Raw genomic sequence first — 23,281 nt, forward strand, 5'->3', positions numbered from 1 at the left:
TGGTTACTATTAATAAAGTTAAAGCAATTGCTTTATTTAGACGCTAACAAAGGTTTTAAAAATCTCGCTGTATGTGAGGTTTTATGTTTGGCAACTTGTTCAGGTGTACCAGTCACTAATATTTCACCACCACCTGCACCGCCTTCTGGACCTAAATCGATAACCCAATCGGCTGTTTTAACAACATCTAAGTTATGTTCAATCACAACGATGGTATTACCATGGTCACGTAATCGATGAATAACATTGAGCAATTGTTTAATATCGTGAAAATGCAGTCCAGTAGTTGGCTCATCTAAAATATATAAGGTTTTGCCGGTATCTCTTTTTGATAACTCTTTTGAAAGCTTAACGCGTTGCGCTTCACCGCCAGAGAGAGTCACGGCAGATTGACCTAACTTGATATAAGTTAACCCAACATCCATTAAGGTTTGTAGCTTACGGTTTATCGCAGGTATGGCTTTGAAAAAATCAAACGCATCTTCAATGGTCATATCCAAAACTTGATGGATATTTTTACCTTTATATAAAACTTCTAACGTTTCACGGTTATATCGCTTACTTTTGCACACATCACAAGGTACATAAACATCAGGTAAAAAGTGCATCTCAACCTTGATCATGCCGTCACCTTGACAGGCTTCACAGCGACCACCTTTAACATTAAAGCTAAAGCGACCTGATTTATAACCACGAGAGCGAGACTCTTGTGTAGCGGCAAACATGTCACGTATCGCGGTAAATATACCTGTGTAGGTTGCTGGGTTAGAACGTGGCGTTCTACCAATCGGGCTTTGATCAATTTCGATAACTTTATCTAAAAGCTCTAAACCGGTAATTGATTTATGAGGCGCGGGCTCATCAATTGTTGCGCCATTGAGTTCAATATGGGCTAATTTATATAAGGTATCGTTAATAAGGGTTGATTTACCTGAGCCAGAAACACCAGTAACACAGGTCATTAAACCCGTTGGAATGACTAAATCAACATTTTTTAAATTATTGCCGGTAGCGCCTTTGAGCTTAACAACACTCTTTTTATCAAAAGCATGACGTTTCTTAGGTATTTCAATACGCTCTACGCCAGAAAGATATTTACCCGTTAAAGACTCTTTACAATTGAGTATGTCATCTACGGTACCTTGGGCGATAATTTCACCACCATGTACACCGGCACCGGGTCCAATATCAATAACAAAATCTGCCGCGCGAATAGCATCTTCATCATGCTCAACGACTATAACGGTATTACCTAAGTCACGAAGGTGTAATAAGGTGCCAAGTAAACGTTCATTATCACGTTGATGCAGGCCAATTGATGGCTCATCTAATACATACATCACGCCCACTAAACCTGCGCCAATTTGGCTGGCCAGACGTATTCGCTGTGCTTCACCACCAGATAGCGTGTTTGCACCGCGGGATAAGTTGAGGTAATTAAGACCAACGTTCACTAAAAAGCCTAAACGTTCGTTTACTTCTTTTAATATTTTTTCGGCAACTTGGCCTCTTTGACCGGTAAGTGTTAAACCTTGGAAGAAGTTGAGCGCATCACTAATAGATAAATCAGCCACGACAGTAAGTGGTGTATCGTCGATAAAGACATTACGAGCCTCTAAGCGTAATCGACTACCATTACAATCAGGGCAATGTTGTGAATTAAGATATTTTCCTAGCTCTTCACGTACAGAGTTTGATTCGGTTTCTTTATAGCGGCGTTGCATATTATTGATGATGCCTTCAAAGGGATGCTTACGCACCACAACATCACCACGGTCGTTCATATATTTAAATTCAATTTCTTGTTTGCCACTGCCAAAAAGTACGGTTTTTTGCGCTTCAGCGGATAATTTATTAAAAGGTTTATCAACGTCAAATTTGAAATGTAAGGCAAGGGCTTGCAGCATTTGAAAGTAATAAAAATTACGCTTATCCCAACCACGTACGGCACCATTAGCAAGACTTAATTCGCCGTTGGCAATCACCCGAGTGCTATCGAAATATTGTTCAATGCCTAAGCCATCACACGTTTGACAAGCGCCTGCTGGGTTATTAAAAGAGAATAAACGAGGCTCTAGCTCTTGCATACTGTAACCACAGAGTGAACAAGCGAAGTTGGCTGAAAAAATTAACTCTTCTCGGTCGGGCTCGTCCATAAAAGCGACTTTAGCCGTGCCTGAAGTTAAGGCTAGGGTCGTCTCAAAAGACTCTGACAGGCGTAATTGAATGTCTTTACGTACTTTTATGCGATCAACGACAACTTCAATAGTGTGTTTTTTCTGTAATTCTAGCGTTGGAGGATCGGATAAGTCACAGACTTCACCATCTATGCGCGCACGAATAAAACCTTGAGCAGCTAAGTTATCAAGTAATTTTACATGCTCACCTTTACGGTCTTGCACAATGGGCGCAAGCAGCATTACTTTAGTACCTTCTTCAAGCGCTAAAACTTTATCAACCATTTGCGAAACAGTTTGTGCTGCCAGTGCTTGACCATGTTCAGGACAACGAGGCTCACCAACTCGCGCATAAAGTAAACGCAAGTAATCGTATATTTCAGTAATTGTACCAACGGTTGAGCGGGGGTTATGAGACGTTGATTTTTGCTCAATGGAAATGGCGGGTGATAAACCTTCGATATGATCTACATCTGGCTTTTCCATTAACGATAAAAATTGACGAGCATACGCTGAAAGAGACTCTACATAACGACGTTGTCCTTCAGCGTAGAGTGTATCAAAGGCAAGAGAAGATTTTCCTGAGCCAGAAAGGCCGGTAATTACCACGAGTTTATCTCGAGGTATTGTTAAACTAATGTCTTTGAGGTTGTGCGTGCGAGCCCCTCTGACTTCAATATTCTTCATGCGTTTTTAACTCAAATAGCGATAAAATAGAACCGACGATTATGTCATATAATTTACAGTATAAAAACTAATCTAAGGCAGAATATCAAATTAAACTGTTTATTTTTACAGTACCTCATTAGCACTGTAAAAAAGGTAACAAACGGTAATATGTCGTTAAGCAGACGAACCAAAAAAATTAGCATGACGACCAGCTTAACACCTTGTTTTCATTGTGGGGATTTTGTTGTGCTTCTTAGCATGGTAAACTATCGGCAATTTTTACCGCTTCTCCATTTACTTTAGGTTTCAGCAACGTATGAGTCTTTCAGGTTTAAACCGTATTGAGAAAAAAGCCGCATTTTCCTTAGCAAGTGTATTTGGCGTACGCATGTTAGGCTTATTCATGATATTACCCGTGTTCGCCATTTATGGTGAACAACTTACGGGTTATAGCCCTATGTGGTTGGGCTTAGCTATTGGTGCTTATGGGCTAACTCAAGCTTTGTTGCAAATACCTATGGGGATTTTGTCTGATAAGTTTGGCCGAAAACCAGTCATTCTTGCTGGATTAGTGGTGTTTCTAATTGGTAGCATTGTCGCGGCAATGTCCGACACTATTTATGGTGTAGTGCTGGGTCGTGCAATTCAAGGCATGGGCGCTATTGCTAGTGCCGTACTCGCGTTGGCGGCGGACTTAAGCCGTGAAGAACAGCGACCTAAAGTGATGGCAACCATAGGTATGTTTATCGGTTTATCATTCACTTTTGCCATGATTTTAGGACCAATAGTCGCTGATGCCTTTGGCTTAAGTGGTTTATTTTGGTTTACGGGATTATTGACTATTTTTGCGATGGCTATGATTCAATTCATGGTGCCAAACTCGGTAAATAAAGCCCCTCGTGGCGATAATGTCGCTTTGCCTGAGCAAATTACTCGTTTAATTCGTCATCCACAGTTATCACGTTTAAACTGGGGCGTTTTCATTTTACATATGGCGTTAACTGCCTGTTTTATCACCTTACCTAAACAGTTTGTTGCTAGTGGTTTAGCACTCGAAGACCATTGGCAAATATACTTGCCTGCCTTACTTGGTTCTTTCTTTTTAATGGTTCCTTTTATGATTTTTGCCATTAAGAAACAAAAAGAAAACCCAATGTTTAGCGCTGCAATAGCCTTATTGTCTTTAGCTTTATTTTTACTTTGGCTTTTACCTACAGGTTTTTGGAGCTTAGTCTTATCTATTGTCATATTTTTTACTGCCTTTAACTATTTAGAAGCCACTATGCCATCGATTTTATCGCGTATAGCACCTGCTGGCGTTAAAGGTAGTGCGATGGGAGTTTATTCGAGTAGCCAATTTTTAGGCGCTTTTGTTGGTGGTATTGTTGGTGGTTATATTGCCAGTCAGTACGGTGAGCAAACTATTTTCTTAGTGATGGCAGTAGTAACTGTTATTTGGTTAGTGATAAGTTTTGGAATGCAGCCATTAAAGAAATCTAAGAGCTTTAGTTTTGCCACTAATATTACTTGCGAAGAAGAAGCGGGTAAAATGGCGGAACAATTAATTAATATGCCAGGCGTTATTGAAGCAACACTCGTGCATACCGAAGCGGTCGCTTATTTAAAGGTTGATGTTAAACAGGTTGATTTACTCGCTGTTAAAGCTTTATTACAAAATTAGAGATTACCGACTGCTTACTTTTCCTCACTGATGGATAAATTTAGTTATTTACTCACTCAGCAAACTGACAAAAGCACGCTAAACTAAAGTTTACTTTATTCTTTATTTTAGCGTGTCACTATTATGTCAGAACATCATACTTACAAAAAAATTGAAATGGTTGGTTCATCTAAAACCAGTATTGAAGAAGCTATAGAGAATGCCTTGGCGGAGTGTCATAAAACCATCAAAAATATGGATTGGTTCGAGGTCACAGAAACGAGAGGCCATATAGTTAATGGCGCTGTTGGTCATTACCAAGTTACTTTGAAAATTGGCTTTAAGATAGAGTCGAGTTAAGCGACGTAACTTAGCCTAACTTAGCGTAATTTAATATGAGCTAAGTTAAGTCTATTTAGCTTATTTAAGTGCAGCAATGTAATCTGTTAGCTTATTGGAACCAAGCATTATTTCTATATCATCATCTTGTTGTTTGCCAATTAATGCCGTTCCCATGGGGGATTGAGGTGTTATTACCGTGATATTTACTTTATCTAGCTGACAGCGAAATCCACCTGCGGCAGGGCCAATAAAGAACCAGTGATTAGCTTCCAAATCAGCGGATAATTGGACTAAAGCACCTAAAGCAATATAACTATCATTATTGAATTCAACTAAATTGAGTGCTTTATAAGCATCAATGGCATGCTGAAACTCAATCACTCGCTTAGATTGCCCCTCGGCTAAATAGCTCGCTTCTATCGCTAGCGTATCATATTGTGTTTCAGCAACACTTTGATCGTCAACCGCAGCGGCATGCGCGTCGTTTGCAGCGTCAATCGCTTGTTGATGTTCTTTCGAAAGCTCTATGACAACAAGATCAATTAACTGTTTTTTATTAGGCATTAAATTATATTCTATCGTTATTATAAATGTTGCTAGTTAGCCGTAGGTAACTAGGTAGTTGAGTTAATATCTGCTTACTTTTAAGCTAATTTCAATCTGATTTTAACGAAGCTATTTTATCATAACTTGTGTTTTTGACGAAATGCCAGTAAATTAATGAATCTACTCCAACTGGTACGACCAATAGCAGAGCATAATTATGACAACAACTGCCTATCCACATTTACTAGCACCATTAGATCTTGGCTTTACCCAATTAGCTAATCGTGTCCTTATGGGATCCATGCACACTGGCCTTGAAGAAGAGCGAGGTGGTTTTGCTAAATTAGCTGCATTCTATCAAGCAAGGGCAAAAGGCGGAGTTGGCTTAATTGTTACCGGTGGTGTAAGTCCTAATTTACGCGGTAGAATTGCGCCTTTTGGCAGCGAGTTAAGTCATTTTTGGCAAACAAAAAAACATAAACAAGTAACAGACGCCGTTCATCAATACCCAACCAAAATTTGTTTGCAGCTATTACATACCGGTCGATACGCGTATCACCCTTTTGGGGTCGCTCCAAGTAAAGTTAAATCACCTATTTCTCCTTTTATGCCTAAAGCTATGTCGGTTAGGCAAATTAAATCAACCATTAAAGATTATGCTTATTCAGCAAAATTGGCAGCTGAAGCTGGTTATGATGGCGTAGAAATAATGGGCTCTGAAGGCTATTTAATTAACCAGTTTGCTTGTGTCAGAACCAATAAACGTAGTGATGAGTGGGGTGGTAGCATTGAAAATAGAATGCGCCTAGCGATTGAAACGATCAAAGCGGTACGCGCAAAAGTGGGCGAAAATTTTATTATTATCTTTCGTTTATCTATGTTGGATTTGGTTGAAGGTGGTAATAGTTGGGAAGAAGTTGTCACCATGGCAAAAGCGGTAGAGCAAGCAGGAGCCACATTAATTAACACAGGTATTGGTTGGCATGAAGCACGTGTGCCCACCATTGTAACGTCAGTACCCCGAGCGGCATTTACTTGGGTTACTGAAAAAATGAAAAAAGAAGTGTCTATTCCACTTATCACGACCAATCGAATTAATACGCCTGAAGTTGCCGAGCAAGTCTTAGCGACAGGACAAGCTGATATGGTGTCAATGGCGAGACCTTTCCTTGCGGATGCCGAGTTTGTTAATAAAGCGGCGAGTAATAAAGCCGACGAAATCAACACCTGTATTGGTTGTAACCAAGCCTGTTTAGATCACGTTTTTGCACAAAAACGCGCTTCATGCCTAGTTAACCCGATGGCATGTTATGAAACAGAACTTGTTTTAGAAAAAGCTAAAAAAGTTAAAAAATTAGCGGTGATCGGTGCAGGACCTGCGGGTTTAGCATTTAGTGTTTATGCTGCAGAGCGAGGACATCATGTTGAGCTATTTGATAAAATTAGCGAGATAGGTGGTCAGTTCAATGTAGCGAAACAAGTGCCTGGTAAAGAAGAGTTTTTTGAAACTTTACGTTACTTTAACAAACAGTTAAGTTTGCACGGTATTAAAGTACATCTTAATAGTGAACAAAGTGCAGAAAAGCTACTTGAGGCTGGCTTTGATGAAGTCATACTTGCTACCGGTATTAAACCAAGAAAATTAGGTATTGAAGGGCTAGAAGAAGGCTTCGCGAGTAAGAAAGTGCTTACTTATTTACAAGTGCTACGAGATAAAATCGAAGTCGGCAATAATGTTGCCATCATAGGCGCGGGTGGTATTGGTTTTGATGTAGCAACTTATTTATCAGAAAAGTCATTAACTAATGACCCAGAGGCATGGCTTAAAAACTGGGGGGTTGATAAAAATTATCAGAACAATGGTGCCTTACTAGATAAACAAGATGTACCTAAGCATCATCCAGAAAGGAAGATCACGCTGATACAGCGTAAAACCACCAAGGTAGGTAAAGGTTTAGGTAAAACATCTGGTTGGGTGCATAGAGCTAATTTAGTTAAACAAGGCGTTAATATGGTCGCAGGCGCGAGCTACAAAGCCATTACCGAAAAAGGTTTGGTGATTGAAGTTGATGGTAAAGAGCAATTACTTGAAGTTGACAATATTATCATCTGCGCTGGGCAAGAATCGAATAGAGACTTACAGCAAGCACTCATTGATGGCGGTGTACCTGTACACCTTATTGGTGGTGCTAATGTTGCGTCTGAACTCGATGCTAAACGCGCAATACGCCAAGCAGCTGAATTAGCAGTGCAAATTTAACGATACCCAAGCTACTTGAATCTACGTGTTTCAGTACCACTGAGCGATTTATAATCAAATCGCTTCTTTTTATTAAGGGTACTCCCTTCAAAAAGGAGGCTACGATGCGCATAAACTGCTCAGGGTCCCATAAGGCTGGTTTAGAAACGTTTTATGCTACGTTATTGATTTCGACAATAGAATAACTATTCTTTTCAATCAATGCCTTGCCTAAAGGCGTTTCTAATTCCAGCTGAAACCAGCTTCTTCATGTGGCTTGGGTATATAATTACCCCTTATCGATGGTGTTTAGGGTAGTTAACCGAAGAAAAACCCTATATTTCTTTGGTTAACTATTGATATACTGTCCCGAATTGATTTTTTTTAGATAGAGCACAGTGCAAGAAATAATTGTCGATGGCAGTGATGTTGAATTTTTCACCACGCCTAAAGAGTATAAGCAGCAGTTGTTGTTATTAATTGAAGGTGCGCGAAAGCGTATATTCATTACTGCCTTGTATCTACAAGATGATGACGCAGGTAGAGAAATCCTCCATGCGTTATATCAAGCTAAAGCAAACTTTCCAGAGATAGAGATTAATGTTTTTGTCGACTTTAATCGCGGTCAACGCGGTTTAATCGGTGAAAAGGCGAGCTTAGGTAACCGTGCTTTGTACTTAAAGTTAGCACAAGATTATCCGCAAACAATCAACATATATGGCGCTGCAGTAAAACGTAAAGAAGTCTTTGGTGTTTTGCATCTTAAAGGCATGGTCTTCGATGAAAAGCTTTTCTATACGGGTGCAAGTATTAATGATATTTACTTACACCAAGGTGAACGTTATCGTTTAGATCGTTACTGTACTATCAATAGTGCGACATTAGCCGATAGTTTTTGTCATTATTTAACTGACACTTTTATCGATTCAGGCCTCGCGCCACTACTTAATCAAGAGTGGACACCTGATGCAAACGAGCAAAAGAAAACGTTAGTCGCATTAAAGCTTAAGTTAAAAAAATCTCATTATAGCGTTGCTCAGCAACAAGGTCTCAGTCAGTCTAAGATCATAAGTGATAAAGCATTTATTACGCCGTTAGTTGGCTTTGGGCGACGTAAAAACCAGCTTAACCAAACGACTCGTCATTTAGTACAAAAAGCCGAACATAATATGGTGCTATTTACGCCTTATTTTAATCTACCGCATCCGCTTGCTAGAGATGTTATTAAGGCATTAAAACGTGGTGTTAAAACAACCGTAGTTGTTGGTGATAAAACCGCTAATGATTTCTTTATTGGTAACGATGAAGACTTTAGCACTATTGGCATTATTCCTTACGTTTATGAAATGTTACTTAAGCGTTTTGTAAAACGTTATCAAAATTTTATCGATCAAGGCTTATTGAATATTCACTTGTGGAAAGATAAAGACAATAGTTTTCACCTTAAAGGTTTAAGAGTTGATGATCGTTATCACTTGATCACCGGCAGTAATTTAAATCCGCGAGCTTGGGCATTGGATTTAGAAAATGGCCTATTAATTGATGACACTAACAAACACTTTTTGCAGAAAACGGATGATGAACTCGTAGGTATTTTAGTTAACACCACTAAAGTCACGCATTATTCTGATATTGAATCAGTAGATGATTACCCTGAGAAGCCACAGAAGTTATTGAAAAAAATACGTGTTGCCCAAATTGACAGAGTATTAAAACGGTTCTTGTAAATGTTGTCTGTTATAACGAAACCCCTTTATTTTTAAAGGGGTTGTCGTTAAAGCAAGTGTTATTTAATCGGGGGAATATTAAGTCGATTAGAACGATTTCTTTGCCTGCACTCTTATTTCAAAGCGATTAATATCAGGGTTTTCACTTTGCGGAAAAGCAAAGTCGATATGAATAATAGGATGATTACCGCCAGAATGAGGAGAGTGTAATCTCAAGCCAAGTCCAGCAGATCCTAACCAACCCTCCTCTATATTTTTAACCGTTGACTCACCATAAGTACGACCCGCATCTACAAAAGCCACACCGGCTAAATCAAAGAGTTTGAAAAGATTGATTTGTGGATAATACCTGATTTCAGATGTGACCTTAATGCTATTTTTTCCGTGTTGATACTGTAATGGAAAGCCTCGTAAACCGGTATTTCCACCCATAGTTACTGGCTGATCAAGATATTGATTTGTACTGGCAACATTGTTATTACTTAAATAAAAGCCCCAGCTCTTATTTAATTGATAAAAATACTCCCCACTAATCTTTACTAATAAACGACTATCTCTTTGTTGATAAATATCATTGGCCAGCGCTAGATCAAGTAATAACAAGGCATTATCATGTAAGTTAAAGCCTTTTTTTACTCGCATTCTCCAAACTGTCCAGGCCGAGTTCTCTTTATTACCATTACCTATACCAAGGCTAGAACTAAGTTGCCAGCCATGGTTAAAATCTTCTATCTGGGTAATTAAATGTACGTTTGTTAGTTTTCTAAAGTCCTTTTCTATATATTCGAAAGCAATCCATGGATAAAGTAAATCTCTATCTTCGGGATGAACATCCGTGAGTGGAGAACTAGATAAATCGCTGCTTTGTTCACTAGAAAGTTCAGAAAAAGTGTTCTTATCCTGTGTTATGCCTAAACGATACCTTAATAATCTACTGTCATCATTAAAGTTAAGCCAAGCATAGCTACCTTCTTTAAAGCTGATATCATGGCCAAATACACTTTGGTCTTGACCGTTTTGAAAAAGAGTATCGTTACGTGACTCTTCACTAAAACCTAGGTGGTAGGCTGTTTTGGTATGAAAACCAGCAAAAATTTTATGCAGAAATAAACTACGTTGCTGGCCATCATCATTATCGGCAAAGCTCATTTTAACTGAGGTGTTTTGTTTTTGAAAAAGAGGAATAGTGGCTAGTAGCTTGTAACCGGAACGTTGGGTATTTCGGTATGATTCAATTTCAGTATCTATGCCTAATCCCAGTAAATTACGTTCTTTAATACCAAAGCTGTAAGTGTTCATACCTCCTTTACGGCCAAAGCTAACGGTAGGCATAAGTGACCAATTATCCCAAGTGGTAATGGTAATGTTCTCTACATATTCATCAGCGCTAACCTCAGCATCCCTTAGAAATTTACGACTACGTAAATGTCGTTCAAGTTCAGCCATATCAGCAAAGGTTTTTGTGCATTTATTAATAAAAAAAGTGGCCTCATTTTCTAAGGTTACTATTTTGGTATCAATGTGAATAGCATTGGCCCAGCGATGTAAAAAAGTAAATCCTTCTTCGTTTGCATCAAAAATGGTTTGTGGTTTGAACGTTATCTTGGGTTGGCTAGTGTCACACAGTATTTGTTGGTCAGATAGTGCTTTATCTGCGTCATCAAAAGCCTGTTTAGTGATTAAATCATCATGTGAAGTACTGATAGGTTTTTCGTTCTTTAGCGCTAGTTCTGAGGCAGAAATAGCGTCAAAGGATGTAGGTAATAGCATGCCAACGACTAACCATGAGAGTAGTCTTGGTGTAATACTATTTCGCCAAGTCAGTGACCGTTTTGTTCTGGGGATTGGCGAGCTAATATTACATTTTTTTATTTTTATATTGGCTTTTAATAAAAACTGCATCGCGTACCTGAGTTAAATGTTAAATGATTAATACTTTATACCCGTTATCAATCAAGATGCATGTTTCAGAGTGCTTGAGCTATTTCAATTCAAGGCGCTGTGATGAAATAATGGTTATTCCATTATAAATCACAGCATCGATGAAGTGATGTTGCTCAAGCACTTCTTCGATGGGTTTAAAATGACTTTATACTGCATTAAATAATCAAACCATAGAGTGACTATGCTTTAATTATTCTCCTTGTCTACAGACATTTTAATTCCCACTGAAATCCTGCACTTTGAATGGTAAGTGGTATATATATCACTCATTTAACTATAGCGTTAACGGATCAGTTCTACACTTTTTATTTAGTGTTTTACTTTTTTAGCACTCTCTACTTTTTTGAGCTTAGCATCTTCAACCATTACTTTTACTTGTTCTAATAGTAACTTGGCATCGTAAACTATACCGTCTTTTACTGTGTAATTAACGCCACCTGCGCGGATAGGTTTATTGTTTTCATCTAAACGAAAATGACCTGTTCCATAAAGCACTTTAAGGTTACGTAATGGGTTTTCACCCACTATCACTAAGTCAGCTTTTTTACCTACACGGATAGAGCCAATTTCATCCTCCATTCCTAATGCTTCAGCGCCATTAATCGTTGCTGATTGAATAACCTCAAGAGCATTAAAACCTGCTTCTCTTAGCAGTTCTAATTCCCTAATATAACTAAAACCATAAATTTTGAATATATAACCTGAATCCGAACCAACGGTTACTCGACCACCGTGATTTTTATAATCATTTACAAACCCCATCCATTGTTGGTAATTTTTCTTCCAAGCAATTTCATCATCAGTGGTCCAATCGAACCAATACGAGCCATGAGCATTACGGTTAGGTTGGAAAAAATCCCATAAAGTTGGCAAGGTATATTCTTTATGCCAATCGGCATTCATATCACGCATTAAATCGCGATTTGCTTCGTAAATGGTAAAGGTTGGATTTAAAGTGAAATCTAAACTGAGTAATTCATCGCGAACACTCAACCATTTTTCACTGTTGGGTTTTGCTGCTTGTTGCCATAACCTGCCGGCTTCAGCGAATCTATCTTGCTCATTATTATAGTTATACTCAGGTGAGTAATTTTGAATATGCTGATGTTCAAACAATGCTTCAGGCAAACCATACCAATGCTCCATCGTAGTCAGGCCTAAGCGAGCTGAATCGAGCACGTTCATATTTGTTACATCAAGTTGAGCATGATGCATCATGCTGCCTAGACCCTGCTTTTCAGCTTCGTTAAGAGCAGCTGTCATTATCTCTGGTGTTGCGCCAAAAAACTTAATGCCTTTCGCGCCTTTTTTAGCAATTGATTTTACCCATTTTTTAGTTTGCTTTGCTGTTGTTATATTTTCATCTAACCCTAAGCCAAAACCAAAGTAGGGGATGATGCGCGGTGCGGCAATGCTATTTTTTTCGCTGCGTTTCACATGTTCCATTACCCAATCAATACCATTAAAGCTTCCGGGCTCTCGTACTGTGGTAATACCGTGAGCTAGCCATAATTTGAAAACATATTCGGCAGGAATATTATCGGCGCTACCACCAATATGGCCATGCATATCAATAAAGCCAGGCAGAACATATTGACCTTCAATGTTAATTTCTTCATCACCAGGGCGCGCTATAGGACGACGTGTTTGAGAAATAGGTACCCCAGGATTGCCAACGTTGACAATTTTTACGATACGATCATTTTCAATGACAATATCCATAGGACCCCGCGCAGGAGCACCTTCACCAGTAATAACAATACCGCCTCGAAGGATCAGACGTTTATAAGGTCCTTTACCGACTTTTCGTTCTGGAGCCTTGGCATCACCAGATGCTAAAGCGGGAGTGACTGTGGTGATATTGAGGACTAATGTTATGGCTATGTAAGTAAAAAAATAGCCAAGTAAGGATAAAGGTTTATTCATTGATTTATCTCTAATATTTTTTGATATGCCTAAGGTACTATATCTTATATTAAAAAGTAATATGAACTTAGGTTAAATGAGTTACAGTAGGGAAAAAATCAGTTGAAAGGTTAATTATGTTCAGTGAAAAAATGATGCCACTCTTTAGTGATACCGATGCTTTAGGTCATATTAATAACACCAAAGCACCTGTTTGGTTTGAAGGTGGTCGAACACCTATCTTTAAATTTTTCACCCCGGATTTAGATCCGAAAAAATGGCAACTTATAATTGCTAAAATTGAAGTGTCTTATCATGCTCAACTCTTTTATGGTGAAGAAATAGAAATCCGAACATACATTAGCCGAATTGGTGGCGCCTCGTTTGATGTTTATCAAGAACTTTGGCAACACGGTGATAAATGTGTATCGGGTAAGGCAGCCATGGTGAATTTTGATTATCAAGCGCAATGCTCTAAAAAAATATCTGATGAAATTCGTGCACAGCTAACCGGACACCTTATTGAGTTAAAGACAGCTTAACCAGTTGTCTGTCATTTTTTCTGATCGAATATTAGCGCTATTATACTAATCTTCTGCGATAACAATTAATTAGTAGCCAATATCATTGCCGTGTTTTCGCACTGTTTTTACCATGCTATTTATTAAGATATTTCTAAAAGAGATTAAAATAAAATAAATGCACTTTTAACAAAAAATCACTCGAATTTGATCGCCGCTCACTATAGAATTACCCCCTTAAACTAAATTTCAAAGACTCACTTTCTTTCTATTTAAATAGATAAAGAAGCAACGTACGTCTTAATAGCTCAATTAATAGGATATTTTCATGGCGGGTGTAAATAAAGTAATCATATTAGGTAACTTAGGCAAAGATCCTGAGGTACGTTTTATGCCAAATGGCGGCGCAGTAGCAAACCTTACTGTCGCAACGTCAGACTCATGGAAAGACAAGCAAAGTGGTGAGCAAAAAGAAAAAACAGAATGGCACCGTGTTGTTATGTTTGGCAAGCTTGCTGAAATTGCTGGTGAATACTTGAAAAAGGGTTCAAAAGTATATATTGAAGGCTCTTTGCAAACGAAAAAGTGGACCAACCAACAAGGTCAAGATCAATACTCGACAGACATCGTAGTGCAAGGCTTTAACGGCGTAATGCAAATGTTAGATGGTAAATCGTCTCAAGGGCAGGGCGGTGGTTTCGCTAATCAAGGACAGCAGCAAGGTGGTGGTTTCCAACAGCAAGCTCCACAGCAGCAACAAGGTGGTTTTGCTCCACAGCAGCAAGCACCAGCACAACAAGGTGGCTTTGCTCCACAACAGCAAGCACCAGCACAACAAGGTGGTTTTGCTCCACAACAGCAAGCACCAGCACAACAAGGTGGCTTTGCCCCACAACAGCAAGCACCAGCACAACAAGGTGGTTACCAGCAACAGCAGCAAGCACCTAAAGTGAACCCACAAGAACCATCAATTGATTTTGATGATGATATTCCTTTCTAGGGATATTTGTTAGTGAAGTAAATAATAAAAAACCCAGCCTAGTTGCTGGGTTTTTTTGTAATAGACTAAAGCTATTAATCAAAAGGCGAGCTGCGGCTCGGCTTTATACTGTTTAGTGCTTTGATGATATTTAGGAGCTATTACTGACGACAGGTTACCGTTGGCTTTACATTGATGATACCTGCTTGGTTTATCGTGGCAATAGTGTCATCTTGTTTAAGTATTGCCACGGTATTATCCCCAGCTGATCGCACATAAGTAAGTAAATAACCAAACTGTCCTAGGCTGCATACGGCATATTGTTGGCTCAAATTAAGTTTGTCCCACATGGCGTCTCTATTATAGTTTTTCTGTCTGCTATCACCCATGAAAGTGGCAACAGCTGTAAAGTCATTATTTTGTCTTAGCGTATCTAACATATTATGTGCCTCACTATTTAGCTAGTGATTAGATAATAACCAAAGTTGAGATGTTAGGTTGTTGCGAATTGTTGGGTAAATGTTGTTATTTGTACAGTTACTCCTTAAAGACTTTTAATGCCATTTTGCATAGATCCTCATTCAAGGACATTTCCTAATACCATTGGGTATAAGTAACTCCGTTCAATATTTATTAATAAATGAAGCTATCTATATATATCAATTTAAATGATAGCTAAATAGTTAATTTGACAACAATAATTAACGAAAAAGTTAATTCGTTAGTCAATTTAACCACATTTTACGATACTGGATTGTGTGATCTTATGTAACTTGTTGTTACATAAGTGAAATGAGTTACTGGCATAGCCTGTGCTATTGTTAATGCATTATTAAAAAATACGGAAATACCCCATGTTTACTTTTTCTAAAACATTACTACTTTCTTCTGCACTGATTGCAGCTACCTTTTTAACTGCGTGCTCAGAGCCTCAAGCGAAGGAGGAGGATAAGGAAATTGCTGAATTTGCTATCCCTGTGATGGTTGCGAGTATTGAACGTAAAGATATTTCATCAAATTTTCACACCACGGCAACATTAGAGTCTCGTAACGAAGCTGAAATTATCACGCGTGTTACCGGCATTATTGAAGAGCTAACGGTTGAAGAAGGGGATTATGTAGAGAAAGGGCAGGTGCTTGCTAAAGTTGATGCCAGACGTTATCAATTAGCACTCGATAAAGCAGAAGCCGAACTAGCGGGTCTTGATCAGGAGTTAAAGCGATTATCTTTAATGGCTGAAAAGCAATTAGTGAGCGCACAAGCATCAGATAAGTTGAAGTATCAACATCGAGCAGCAATTGCAGCAAAAGAATTAGCGGCTCTAGACTTAAAAGATAGCCAAATTGTAGCGCCAATTTCTGGTTATATTTCTCAACGTTTTATTAAAACTGGTCATTTCACCCAGGGTTATCAAAAATTATTTCATATCGTTGACCAATCAAGTTTACAAGCTGTTGTTTATTTACCAGAGCATAAGCTGAGTTATGTTGAATTAGGACAACAGGCTTTATTACAATTTAGTGCTCGTCAAGGTAAGCAGTTTCTTGCTCAAGTACGCTCAATCTCCCCTGTAATAGACAGTCGCAGTGGTACCTTCAAAGTGATTTTATCGTTAACTAATGAAAAAATGCAGTTAAAACCAGGTATGTTTGCGCAAATAGCGCTGACTTTTGATACTCACAAAGACACCTTGACCATTCCAACAGATGCAATCATTACCCTTGATAACCAAAGTAAAATTTACTTGGTCAAAGATAATAAAGCGGTAGAAGTATTGATCAACAAAGGTTTCGTTCAAGAGCAACTTACAGAGATAAGTGGTGAGTTCAATGAAGGTGATAGAGTGGTAATCAATGGTCAGCACAACCTGAAAGAAAATGCCTTAGTTGAAATATTAAATGCCAACGTTAGTGATGAAGATGTTCCTGGTAGTGAAAATCTCAATGATGAAAAGTTATCTGAGATAGATACTGCCATAGCAAAAGCCACTAAATAGAGAGTTAGTATGAATATCTTGATTGAATCCTTGTTCTTTGTGGTTTCTAAATATCCAATAACCACTATATTTTTAATTTTTACCGCATTATTAATAAGTAGTGTGAATACTATTGGAGCTTTATCATGAGTATTGTTGATGTGGCAATAAAACGTCCGGTTACCGTATGGATGTTTACTTTTGCTGTTATGCTTTTTGGTTTGGTCGGTTTATCTCGTCTTGCGGTTAATCTATTACCTGAATTGTCCTATCCAACTTTAACGGTACGAACTAACTATACTGGGGCAGCTCCTGCTGAAATTGAACAACTACTGACTAAACCTATTGAGGAAGCTGTTGGTGTAGTTAAAGGCTTAAGAAAAATAAGTTCGGTATCTAAAGCGGGCCAGTCAGACGTATTACTTGAGTTTGAATGGGATGTTGCCATGGATATCACCAGCTTAGAAGTCAGGGAGAAACTCGATCTTATTCGTTTACCGCTAGATGTTCAAAAACCGCTGATTTTAAAATTTAATCCGTCTTTAGACCCTATTATTCGCTTGGGTTTACAAACATCAGATAATTCAGTCGCGGGATTAACCCAACTACGAACCTTTGCAGAATATGATGTTAAACGCCAATTAGAATCACTGCTAGGCGTCGCATCGGTAAAATTAGGCGGTGGTTTAGAACAAGAATATCAAGTGGTTATTGACCAGCACAAATTGGCACAGCTTAATTTAAGTAGCCAAGAAATTATTAATAGAATTAATGCAGAAAATATCAATATTTCAGCGGGTAAGTTAATTGAAGGCAATACCCAATATTTAGTGCGTACGTTAAATCAATTTACCAATATCAATCAAATTGGTCAGTTGGTCGTTTATCGTGAAAATGAGCAAATCATCACGCTAAATGATATCGCTACTATTGTTGATGGCTACAAAGAACGCACCGATGTAACGCGTATTAACGCCGCTGAAGCCGTTGAATTAGCTATATATAAAGAAGGTGATGCTAATACGGTGCAAGTGGCTAAATTAATAAATAATAAATTAGACGCCATTAACAAATTATTGGGCGATCGTTATCAATTAACCGTGGTATACGACCAATCTACATTTATTACTAATGCTATTAGTGAAGTTAAATCAGCTGCGATAATTGGCGGCTTGTTAGCTATGTTTATCCTGTACCTTTTCTTACGATCTATTACCCCTACGCTTATTATTTCACTATCAATACCCGTGTCGGTTATCGCTACTTTTAACATGATGTATGGTAACGGAATCAGCCTTAATATTATGTCCCTTGGCGGAATTGCATTAGCAACGGGATTACTGGTCGATAATGCCATTGTGGTACTTGAAAACATCGCGCGTTATAAAGAACAAGGGCTGAGTGTTGTTGAAGCCGCTAGAAAGGGTACTAAAGAAGTGAGCGGGGCAATAATAGCCTCAACACTGACTACGCTGGCAGTTTTTGTTCCCTTAATTTTTGTTGAAGGCGTTGCCGGACAGCTCTTTGCTGATCAAGCCATGACAGTCGCCTTTGCTTTAATTGCTTCATTAGTTGTCGCGTTAACATTAATACCAATGCTTGCTTCAAGACAGGCTGCTAAAACCGTCGAGGAAACGACGGAAGATAGTATCCAAGATAAAACCAGCTTTAAAGAACTTGTATGGTATAAAAAAATAACCTTTATTTTAGTATTACCACTGAAAGTTATCTTTATTTGGTTACCCATGCTCATTACGCGCATTGTGTTATTAAGTTTTCACGGAGTGAGTAAAGTCGCATCATTTGTTATGAAACCACTCACCGCAGGCTTTAATTTTATTTTTGAAAAACTAGCATCTCTATACTCAAAGTCATTATCGTTAGCCTTGAAACATGGTGTTATTACGTTATTTTTCAGCTTAGTGTTTGCAGGCTCTGCGTTTTTCATCTTACCTAAGATAGGTGTAGAATTATTACCGCCGTTAGCACAAGGAGAGTTTTATCTTGAGCTTGAACTTGCTCCAGGTACGCCACTAGCAGTAACCGATAAAGCTATTAATAAAATAGCGCAACAGTTGCAACAAGATGATCGTATTAAGAGTACCTACTCGTTAACCGGGCGAGGTAGCTTGATGACAAGTAGTGCTGATAAAGGTGGTGAACATCAAGCTAGGTTGCAAATAATGTTGCATGATAGCCAAGATGAAAAGCAAGTAATGGCAGATATTCGCCAGTACAGCCAAAAAATTGTTGGCGCAACCACACAGTTAAATCATCCTGAGTTATTTACTTTTAGTAAACCAATCAGCATCGAATTAGCAAGTTACGACCTAAACTTACTATCAACTTACAGTAAGCGTTTAACAACATTAATGAATCAAGATGAGCAGTTTGTTGATGTTGCTAATAGCCAACGCAAAGGGCAACCAGAATTAGCGATACATTTTAATCAGCAAAAAATAGCTCAGTTAGGTTTGAATGCACCTGATATAGCAAGACTTGTAGCGGTTAAAATAGGAGGGAATATCGCCAGTAAATATACCTTACTTGACCGTAAAATAGATATATTAGTACGTAGTGATGAAAAGCACCGTAACTCAATTGATGATTTAAGGGAGTTGGTTGTTAACCCAAGTAATGATTTCCCTATTACACTCGAAAGTATCAGTAATATTGTTGAAACAGTAGGGCCTGCTCAAATTAATCGTATTAACCAACAGCGTGTTGCCGTTATTAGCGCAAATATAGCCATGGGTGATCAAAATAGCGCGTTGGCTAATGCGAAAGAGTTAATAAAGCAATTAAAACTGCCTTTAACCGTAATACCCACTTTTGGCGGACAAAGTGAAGAAATGCAGCAGTCATTTGATTCCATGTTAATGGCATTAACGCTTGCAGTCTTTTTAGTTTACTTGGTCATGGCTTCTCAGTTTGAATCATTATTACAGCCATTATTAATCTTGTTTAGTGTGCCGTTAGCAGCTGTTGGCTCTATTTATGGCCTATATTTATTTGGCAGTAATATCAGTGTTATCGTCTTCATAGGTTTGATTATGTTAGCGGGTATTGTGGTGAATAATGCCATTGTTTTATTAGACAGAATTAACCAATTACGTGAACAAGGTTTGGATAAGGATAGTTCTATAAAGCAGGCTGCTAAATCTAGATTACGTCCTATTATAATGACGACACTAACCACAGCGCTTGGTTTACTACCAATGGCTTTAGGCATGGGAGAAGGGGCTGAACTAAGAACGCCGATGGCAATAACCGTTATCAGTGGTTTACTTTGCTCAACGTTATTAACGTTAATTATATTACCAGTACTTTACCAGTTGTTTGACCATAAAAAGTTTGCCTCGTTAAACGGTGAAGATGTTGAAGGTTCTGATGTTAAAGGTTCCGGTGTTAAAGGTAATAGTGTTAATAAAAATTCTGGAATAAGCCCATTACCGGAGCCTCAAAATGTCTGATAATAAGTTGAATTTAACTAAGCTGGCAATTAAAAAACCAGTAACCACCTTAATGTTATGTCTAACTATGTTGATGATGGGGGTGGCGGCAAGTCAGTTACTGCCACTTGAAAAATGGCCAGGTATCGACATTCCAGAAATGATGATAAGTGCGCCATATCAAGCATCAACACCAGCAGAAGTAGAGCGGTTAGTAACAAAACCACTTGAAGAAGCGCTAGCAACGATGGGGGGAATACAGCGACTCAGTTCTACCTCTACAGAGCATGGCGCAGAAATAGGTATTGAAGTTGAATGGGAAAGTAGTTTAACGGGGAAAGCGATAGAAGCGCGGGAAAAAATCGATGCGGTTCGTCATTTATTACCTGAAGATTTACAACGCGTGTTTGTTTACCAGTTTTCAACCGCGGATATGCCTATTTTAACACTACGTATTTCCAGTGAACGCGAATTACAAAATAGCTTTCAGTTACTAAATAATTATTTGAAAAAACCACTTGAGCGCATGCAAGGGGTTTCAAAAGTTGAGCTTTATGGTGTGGATCAACGACAAATTTCTATACGTTTACTAAGCGAGCGCGTGGCGAGTCATAATGTTGATATCCTGCAATTAACCCAAATACTGCAAGCACATAACTTTACTATTAATGCTGGCTCTTTAAAGTCAGCCACCAATACTATTCGTATTAGCCCTAAGGGAGAGTTTACTGAGTTAAATGATATTAGAGCGCTGATGGTTAAAGATAATGTTTACCTTGGCGATATCGCTGAGGTTCTTTTTGAGCAACCTGAGAGAATTGACGGTCGACATTTAGATAGAAGTTACGCTATTGGTGTAAATATCTTTAAAGAGTCTAGTGCTAATCTTGTTGATGTTGCTGGCCGAGTTGTTACAGCCGTTGATGAAATATCAGAAAGTGCTCAGTTTAGTGGTATCAATATCTTTATGATGGAAGATCAGGCGAAAGGGGTGACTGACTCTTTATCTGACTTATTAATGGCCGGTGGCATTGGTGCCGTTTTATCTTTTATTGTGCTATTTCTGTTTCTTCGAAACACCACAGCAACGATTTTAGTGGTAGCTTCAGTACCCTTTTCAATTTGTATCACCTTAGCGGTTATGTACTTTTTAGGTTACTCACTTAATATCCTATCGATGATGGGGCTATTATTAGCGGTAGGCATGTTGGTTGATAATTCGGTAGTGATTACCGAGTCAATAGCTGCAGAGCACCGTAATAATCCAGCAAGTACCAAACAAGAAAAAATAAGAAATATATTGAACGGCGTTGATAAAGTGTCGTTAGCGGTAATGACGGGGACGCTAACTACTATGATAGTGTTCTTACCCAACATCATTGGCGAAAAAGTACAGTTGACTGTTTTCTTGGAGCATGTCGCTATTGCCATTTGTATTTCATTGGCGGCATCATTATTAATTGCCAAAACCTTACTACCGTTATGTTTATCGAAAATGCCATTGGCGAGCCTTGCAGCTAAAACCACTAAAAAATCGGCTAAGACAGCAGATAAAAAGAGCAAGATGCGCTATAAAAAAAGCCTTTCATGGGTATTAGCTCATCCTAAAATTACTGGTTTTGTTGCTTTGTTAATTCTAGCAAGTTCGGCGATTCCTATGGGAGTTATCACCTCTGATAATAATGATAATCAAGACGGTACACGATTGTTTATGCGTTATCACGTTGAAGGCCAGTTTCCCGTTGAGCATGTAGAAGCCATGGTCAACCGGATGGAAGACTACTTATATAAACATAAAGAAGAGTTTTATATTGAATCGGTCTATAGCTACTACAGTGGTGAGCGCGCCTCTTCTACTTTGTTGCTCAAAGAAAGTCGCGATATCTCAATGAGTGATTTAAAAGAGCGTATTAGAAAAGAGTTACCGGTATTTGCTGAAGCTAAACCAGATTTTGGTTGGCAAAGTGCAAAAGCGGGCGGTGTTAGTGTCACCTTATTGGGCGCTTCAACAGAAATGTTAATGACGTTATCAGATCAAATTGTCCCGGTACTTTCTCACGTAGAGGGGTTAACCGATGTAAAAAGCGATATCTCGCAACATCAAAAAGAGATGGTTGTGGTGATCGATAGATTTAAAGCGAATCAACTGGGACTTGATTCTCGCCAAGTGGCACAAATAGTAGGCACAGCATTAAGAGGGCTTGAACTGCGTAGTTTCCGTCATGATCCTAATGGTGAAGTAAATATTCGCTTACTCTATGATGAAAAATTGAAGTACTCTTTAGATCAATTGAAAAAATTACCCATTACTGAAATTGATGGCCAAAATATTAGCTTAGAAAGTGTTGCAAAATTCCATGTTCAGCCAAGGCTCGCTGCAATTTATCGTGAAGAACGACAAACAGCATTGACCATAGGGGCAAACATGAATGATATAACTATGGAGCAAGCAAAAGAGCGTATTGAGCAAGCAATGGAGACCTTGAACTTACCTGCAGGTTACACATGGAAATTAGGGCGTGGTTTTAATCGTCAGCAGCAAGAGCAAAATATTATGCTAGTGAATATGTTGTTGGCTTTAGCAATGATATATATTGTTATGGCGGCTTTATTTGAATCGCTATTATTACCTGCGGCTATTATTAGTTCTATTCTTTACTCTATTGTTGGTGTTTTTTGGTTTTTCCTTCTCACGGGTAGCAGTATGTCGGTGATGGGTATGATTGGGATTTTGATATTAATGGGGATCGTGGTCAACAACGGTATTGTACTCATTGATCAAATAAACCAGATGTCGCCAAAGATTGAAGAACTAGAAGCGGTGATTGCAGATATTTGTATAACGCGACTTCGTCCAGTATTGATGACAGTGGCAACGACAGTATTGGGTATGGTGCCACTGGCGTTAGGCTCAACACAAATAGGCGGAGATGGACCTTCTTATGCACCTTTAGCTGTAGCTATTATTGGTGGTTTAACGTTCTCAACAGTCACTAGCTTGTATCTAGTGCCGTGGTGTTACTTGATGTTTAGTAGATTGGCTAGGAACTCAAGTATTGGTTTTAATAAGGCAAATATCTTTGCGAAACGTATTGCCAAGGTGTGATTGTAAGCCGTATTCACTGTTATGATATATAGCAAAAA

14 protein-coding genes are annotated in these 23,281 nt (G+C 38.6%); 9 read left to right on the forward strand and 5 right to left on the reverse strand.

Annotated elements, in window-relative coordinates; all coding sequences use genetic code 11:
• Window positions 1–32 precede the first annotated feature (32 nt).
• Window positions 33–2,864: an excinuclease ABC subunit UvrA gene (gene uvrA, locus CXF85_RS00250; RefSeq protein WP_101226524.1), complete on the reverse strand. Its 2,832-nt coding sequence runs from the start codon at window positions 2,862–2,864 to the stop codon at window positions 33–35.
• A gap of 298 nt (window positions 2,865–3,162) precedes the next feature.
• Between uvrA and CXF85_RS00255 the strand changes: the two genes are divergently transcribed.
• Both CXF85_RS00255 and CXF85_RS00260 read left to right on the forward strand, forming a co-directional pair.
• On the forward strand, window positions 3,163–4,527 hold the full coding sequence (locus CXF85_RS00255) for an MFS transporter (RefSeq protein ID WP_101226525.1): 1,365 nt from the start codon (window positions 3,163–3,165) through the stop codon (window positions 4,525–4,527).
• 123 nt (window positions 4,528–4,650) lie between these two features.
• On the forward strand, window positions 4,651–4,866 hold the full coding sequence (locus CXF85_RS00260) for a dodecin (protein WP_101226526.1): 216 nt from the start codon (window positions 4,651–4,653) through the stop codon (window positions 4,864–4,866).
• Window positions 4,867–4,926: 60 nt separating this feature from the next.
• Here CXF85_RS00260 and CXF85_RS00265 read toward each other — a convergent pair whose 3' ends face one another.
• Window positions 4,927–5,412: a GreA/GreB family elongation factor gene (locus CXF85_RS00265; protein WP_101226527.1), complete on the reverse strand. Its 486-nt coding sequence runs from the start codon at window positions 5,410–5,412 to the stop codon at window positions 4,927–4,929.
• A 199-nt stretch (window positions 5,413–5,611) separates the two neighbouring features.
• Between CXF85_RS00265 and CXF85_RS00270 the strand changes: the two genes are divergently transcribed.
• Window positions 5,612–7,654 (forward strand): oxidoreductase, encoded by a 2,043-nt coding sequence (locus CXF85_RS00270; RefSeq protein WP_101226528.1) that lies wholly within the window; start codon window positions 5,612–5,614, stop codon window positions 7,652–7,654.
• 377 nt (window positions 7,655–8,031) lie between these two features.
• Window positions 8,032–9,360, forward strand: coding sequence for a CDP-diacylglycerol--serine O-phosphatidyltransferase (gene pssA, locus CXF85_RS00280; RefSeq protein WP_101226530.1), 1,329 nt, complete (start codon window positions 8,032–8,034; stop codon window positions 9,358–9,360).
• A gap of 87 nt (window positions 9,361–9,447) precedes the next feature.
• On the opposite strand, the gene CXF85_RS00285 is transcribed toward pssA, so the two are convergent.
• Window positions 9,448–11,262, reverse strand: coding sequence for a hypothetical protein (locus CXF85_RS00285; RefSeq protein WP_101226531.1), 1,815 nt, complete (start codon window positions 11,260–11,262; stop codon window positions 9,448–9,450).
• Window positions 11,263–11,613: 351 nt separating this feature from the next.
• Entirely contained in the window at window positions 11,614–13,230 is a 1,617-nt protein-coding gene (locus CXF85_RS00290) for an amidohydrolase family protein (RefSeq protein ID WP_101226532.1), read from the reverse strand.
• A gap of 116 nt (window positions 13,231–13,346) precedes the next feature.
• Between CXF85_RS00290 and CXF85_RS00295 the strand changes: the two genes are divergently transcribed.
• Window positions 13,347–13,751, forward strand: a complete 405-nt coding sequence (locus CXF85_RS00295; RefSeq protein WP_101226533.1) for an acyl-CoA thioesterase — start codon at window positions 13,347–13,349, stop codon at window positions 13,749–13,751.
• Between the two features lie 307 nt (window positions 13,752–14,058).
• Window positions 14,059–14,730, forward strand: coding sequence for a single-stranded DNA-binding protein (gene ssb / locus CXF85_RS00300; RefSeq protein ID WP_101226534.1), 672 nt, complete (start codon window positions 14,059–14,061; stop codon window positions 14,728–14,730).
• A 140-nt stretch (window positions 14,731–14,870) separates the two neighbouring features.
• On the opposite strand, the gene CXF85_RS00305 is transcribed toward ssb, so the two are convergent.
• Window positions 14,871–15,149: a hypothetical protein gene (locus tag CXF85_RS00305; RefSeq protein WP_101226535.1), complete on the reverse strand. Its 279-nt coding sequence runs from the start codon at window positions 15,147–15,149 to the stop codon at window positions 14,871–14,873.
• Window positions 15,150–15,563: 414 nt separating this feature from the next.
• Here CXF85_RS00305 and CXF85_RS00310 point away from each other — a divergent pair, with 414 nt between their 5' ends.
• The 3 genes from CXF85_RS00310 to CXF85_RS00320 all read left to right on the forward strand — a co-directional run bounded on the left by CXF85_RS00310 (window position 15,564) and on the right by CXF85_RS00320 (window position 23,243).
• Window positions 15,564–16,706, forward strand: a complete 1,143-nt coding sequence (locus tag CXF85_RS00310; RefSeq protein WP_101226536.1) for an efflux RND transporter periplasmic adaptor subunit — start codon at window positions 15,564–15,566, stop codon at window positions 16,704–16,706.
• Window positions 16,707–16,831: 125 nt separating this feature from the next.
• Window positions 16,832–20,158, forward strand: coding sequence for an efflux RND transporter permease subunit (locus tag CXF85_RS00315; protein ID WP_101226537.1), 3,327 nt, complete (start codon window positions 16,832–16,834; stop codon window positions 20,156–20,158).
• 7 nt (window positions 20,159–20,165) lie between these two features.
• Window positions 20,166–23,243, forward strand: a complete 3,078-nt coding sequence (locus CXF85_RS00320; RefSeq protein ID WP_198555445.1) for an efflux RND transporter permease subunit — start codon at window positions 20,166–20,168, stop codon at window positions 23,241–23,243.
• The last annotated feature ends 38 nt before the right edge of the window (window positions 23,244–23,281 follow it).

Origin of the sequence: Colwellia sp. 75C3 (genome assembly GCF_002836255.1) — a bacterium.
Lineage (GTDB): Bacteria > Pseudomonadota > Gammaproteobacteria > Enterobacterales > Alteromonadaceae > Colwellia.

Excerpts from the sequence above, each read along its gene's own strand:
- uvrA (WP_101226524.1), bottom strand. The coding sequence starts at position 2,864 with ATGAAGAATATTGAAGTCAGAGGGGCTCGCACGCACAACCTCAAAGAC.
- CXF85_RS00260 (WP_101226526.1), top strand. The coding sequence starts at position 4,651 with ATGTCAGAACATCATACTTACAAAAAAATTGAAATGGTTGGTTCATCT.
- CXF85_RS00315 (WP_101226537.1), top strand. The coding sequence starts at position 16,832 with ATGAGTATTGTTGATGTGGCAATAAAACGTCCGGTTACCGTATGGATG.
- CXF85_RS00285 (WP_101226531.1), bottom strand. The coding sequence starts at position 11,262 with ATGCAGTTTTTATTAAAAGCCAATATAAAAATAAAAAAATGTAATATT.
- CXF85_RS00295 (WP_101226533.1), top strand. The coding sequence starts at position 13,347 with ATGTTCAGTGAAAAAATGATGCCACTCTTTAGTGATACCGATGCTTTA.
- CXF85_RS00310 (WP_101226536.1), top strand. The coding sequence starts at position 15,564 with ATGTTTACTTTTTCTAAAACATTACTACTTTCTTCTGCACTGATTGCA.
- ssb (WP_101226534.1), top strand. The coding sequence starts at position 14,059 with ATGGCGGGTGTAAATAAAGTAATCATATTAGGTAACTTAGGCAAAGAT.
- CXF85_RS00255 (WP_101226525.1), top strand. The coding sequence starts at position 3,163 with ATGAGTCTTTCAGGTTTAAACCGTATTGAGAAAAAAGCCGCATTTTCC.
- CXF85_RS00265 (WP_101226527.1), bottom strand. The coding sequence starts at position 5,412 with ATGCCTAATAAAAAACAGTTAATTGATCTTGTTGTCATAGAGCTTTCG.
- CXF85_RS00270 (WP_101226528.1), top strand. The coding sequence starts at position 5,612 with ATGACAACAACTGCCTATCCACATTTACTAGCACCATTAGATCTTGGC.
- CXF85_RS00290 (WP_101226532.1), bottom strand. The coding sequence starts at position 13,230 with ATGAATAAACCTTTATCCTTACTTGGCTATTTTTTTACTTACATAGCC.
- CXF85_RS00305 (WP_101226535.1), bottom strand. The coding sequence starts at position 15,149 with ATGTTAGATACGCTAAGACAAAATAATGACTTTACAGCTGTTGCCACT.